This is a genomic window from Serratia sp. H1w, assembly GCF_000633355.1.
Classification (GTDB): domain Bacteria; phylum Pseudomonadota; class Gammaproteobacteria; order Enterobacterales; family Enterobacteriaceae; genus Chania.
In genome coordinates, this window is record NZ_AYMQ01000208.1 from 1 (window position 1) to 3196 (window position 3196).

General features: G+C 52.5%; 1 protein-coding gene. It reads left to right on the forward strand.

Translation table 11 applies throughout. The annotated features are described in order from the left end of the window. Window positions 1–3196 (forward strand): SDR family NAD(P)-dependent oxidoreductase (locus U869_RS0128820; protein ID WP_025123556.1); only part of this gene is annotated, 3196 nt, incomplete at both ends.

The following is a 3196-nucleotide window of genomic DNA, read 5'->3' on the forward strand; positions in this document are numbered from 1 at the left end:
GCCTGGCAGCGGGAGCGTCACTGGATCGAGCCGATGGCGAAGGCGCTGTCCGGAGAAGAGACAGGACATCCGCTGCTGGGAAGGCGGATCTCGCTGGCCGGAGAGGGGGCGGTGTTTGAGTCGTTAATCGCCCGAACCACGCATGGTTGGTTGTATGACCACCGAGTCTATGAGCTGGCCGTGATGCCGGGAGCCGGGGTCGGTGAGTTGATCCGCGCGGCCGCTGAGAACTACTTCACCCGCGCGGATATAAACATCTCTGCATTTATCCTGCAATCGCCGCTAATGCTGGCGGAGGCAGGGCAGCATGTGCAGGTAGTAATTAAAGATGGCGACGACCTGCATGAGGTGATGGTCTGGAGCCGCCCGGCACAGTCATCAGAGTGGCAACTACATGCTACGGCAGAAGTTGCCTGCGGTATGTTGCAACCCCCCGCGCAACTGGATTTGGCGGCGATTAAAGCGCGCTGTGGTACTGACAGTGATATTGATGAGGTTTATCAGCGTTTTGCTGATTCCGGCCTACCGTATGGGTCTGCATTTCGCGGGTTAGCAGGAGTGTGGTCGAATGAAAACGAAGTGCTGGCCAGCCTGAAAATCCCGGATGAAATTGATGAGGTTTCTGCCTTCGGTATTCATCCCGTCCTGCTGGATCTTGCCTTCCAGGCTTACCTCAGCATAGATGATTCCGATGTACTGCAACTGCCCTTCTCCATAGAAAACTTCGTGGTATATGAACGCAATCTGCATGAAGCGTTAGTCTATGTGAAAGTGAGTAAATTTGGCGAAGATCATCAATCGATTGATGCAGATGTATATGTCACCGACTTCTCTGGAAAGATTATCGCGACCGCCCTGGGTATGTGTATTCGCCAGGCAACGCTGCCAGACAAGCAACGGGCAGTGAGCAATAGTAAAAAGATCTATGCATTGCAATGGAAAGATGCCGGAAATATCCGTAATGCACAGAAGAGTGACATGACCGTTGGGCTGCTTGGTTTGAACGGCAGCAACAGCGACAGCTTTACTGCAAGCATGGCGGACTATTGTGCAAGCATGGTTACGCTGGCTGATGCCAGTGAAATCAGTGATAATCTACCCGATATTTTGATCCTCAATTGGGACGGTGAGGGATACAACGGCGAGGGTAGCCATTATAAGGAGGTATTGCTTACCGCGATTGACGTTATCAGGCAACTGCTGTCCAGTGGGATGACGTCGAAAGTTATCTGGTTGACGCGCCAGGCAGTGAAAGTCGTCGCAGATGACAGAGTTGACCCGGTGGCTAGCGCTTTACTGACGCTGGCACGTTCGCTGAATAAAGAGTTCTCAAACTTCCCTCTGTATATGATTGATGTCGATGAAGTTAGCGAAAATAACAGCGCACTCATCACTGAAATATTCAGCCTCCATAGCGATACAGAAGTAGCCATTCGCGGTGGCTCCCGTTTTGTTCCACGGCTGAACGTACTGGCGCAGGAAGCACACCTTGCGGTCAGTGCCGCTGGCTCTTCGGTATTAATTACCGGCGGGTTGGGTGCGATTGGCCTGAATATCGCGCGATGGCTGGCTCAACAAGGGGCATCCAGAATTGCCCTGGTCAGCCGCAACATTGCTCTGAGTGAAGAGAAAAAAGCAAAAATAGCGCAAATCGAGAGCCACGGAGCAACAGTAACGCTGGTTTCCGCAGACGTTGCCGATGTCTTATCAATCAGTAAGGCAATCGAGCAAATCACTCACGATTACGGCTTAAATGGAATTATTCATGCAGCAGGGGTCAGAAATGCGCAATTGCTTCCTGAGGTAACGCACGAGTCTTTCAACGAGGTTATGTCAGCGAAGGTTGATGGGGCGATCCATTTAGATCTGTTAACCCGTAACAGCGATCTGGACTTCTTTATCCTGTTCTCCTCTGTGGCCAGCACGCTTTCTCCCGAAGGACAAGGTGTATACGCGGCGGCCAATGCATTTTTAGACGGTCTGGCGGACTATCGGCATACTCTGGGGCTACCAGCACGTAGTTTCGCCTGGGGGCCGTGGGGAGAGGAAGGAATGGTATCAGACCTGGATGCCATGCAGTCAGCACGCCTGAAAAATCATGGTATTGATATTCTTACCACCGCTGATGCCGGCGAGTTATTTACCGCTGCAGCGGCCTGTAGCCCGGTAAAACTAATTCTGGCGGATCTGAATTTACGCGCTGTTAAAAACTACTTCAGAGAGGATATTCCAGCTATCTGGCGTGATCTGGTCCAGGTCAATGAAAAAAGGCAGAGTAGGGGAGCACCTGGAAACGACCTGGCATCAATGTCGGAAAACGATCGCTACAGCAAAATTTTAACGCTGGTGCGTGCTGAGTCAGCCCGGGTGCTTTCGCTGGCAAAAGCCGAAGATATTGAGAAAGATCAGTCGTTACGAGACAAAGGCCTCGACTCACTGATGGCGCTTGAATTACGGAAAGGCCTGGGGAAAAAGCTTGGTTTAACTCTGCCAGCCACGCTGGCGCTTGATAATCCAACGCCTGCGACGATGACCGATTTTATTCTCAGCCAGATGGGATCCAGTGAGCAGAGTAAAATACCTGCTGCGAAAGGCGAGCTAATCCTCGCCAGTCAGCCAGCGGTCAGGAAACAGAAGCACAATGACGTTACGCTGGCTCTTCTGTCTTTAGGACAGGAACGGCTGTGGTTCATGGATAAACTGGGTGACAATAAATCCCTTTATAACATGTCCTATGGTGTGAAATTCAGCGGCCAGCTGGACGCACAGCGCCTGCGTGACTGCTTTGCTGTCCTGGTGGAGCGCCATGAGTCACTGCGCACCACTTTCATTGATATTCCGGTTTATCCTTCTGGACGGGATGAGCCGCGGGCGCTGATTGCTCCACAGGGCGCGGTCCCGTTCGATATCATCGATCTGAGCACCGTGCAGGATCGGCAGAGCCAGATTGACCAGTTGGCGTATGCACACCGTATACGACCGTTCGATATCTCTGCCGGTCCACTGTGGCGCAGCCTGCTGATCACGGAGGCGGAGAACTCACACCTGTTGCTGTTGACCCAGCACCATCTGATCACTGATGCCTGGTCAATGGTCAGATTGATCAAAGAACTGGTCATGCTGTACCTGTCACAGGCGTTGCCGGCAGAGCCGCAGCCGGCGGAGCCTGACTATTCTGACTATGTCAGCTTCCAGC